The sequence below is a fragment of the Pseudomonas sp. SID14000 genome (assembly GCF_002165135.1).
Classification (GTDB): domain Bacteria; phylum Pseudomonadota; class Gammaproteobacteria; order Pseudomonadales; family Pseudomonadaceae; genus Aquipseudomonas.
On the sequence record NZ_NFZQ01000117.1, the window covers coordinates 1 to 428 of the forward strand.

Sequence of the window (428 nt, forward strand, 5' to 3'; positions counted from 1 at the left end):
GTACCGGCCAACGGCACGACTGGTTCGGTTACCGTCACTGCCCCGGACAACGTCTACACCGGCACCAACGACCCTGTGGTCAAATCGATCGCCTCGGTCACTGGCGCTGATGTCGACAAGTTCGAGCAGCTGACCCTGGACAAGACTCCGGTCAGCACCACCGTCACCGACGAGCCGGGTACTCCGGGCAACGAAGGCGACCTGGTACAGGTCACCATCACCGCCGATCAGGCGTCGGTGGCCGAGAACGTCAATCCGACCTTCACTGTGCACATCAACCAGGCGCTGGCCCACGACCTGATCGTGACCCTGAGCAACAACGCCCAGGTCACCATCAAGGCTGGCGAAACCAGTGCACCGTACACCCATGCTGCACAGGGCGATGACGTCTATAACGACGCTGGCCAGATCAGCCTGGGCATCAAGTC

1 protein-coding gene is annotated in these 428 nt (G+C 61.7%); it reads left to right on the top strand.

Annotated features, from left to right (window positions below):
- On the top strand, positions 1 to 428 hold a 428-nt coding region (locus CAY82_RS25170; protein ID WP_140399176.1), incomplete at both ends, for an immunoglobulin-like domain-containing protein.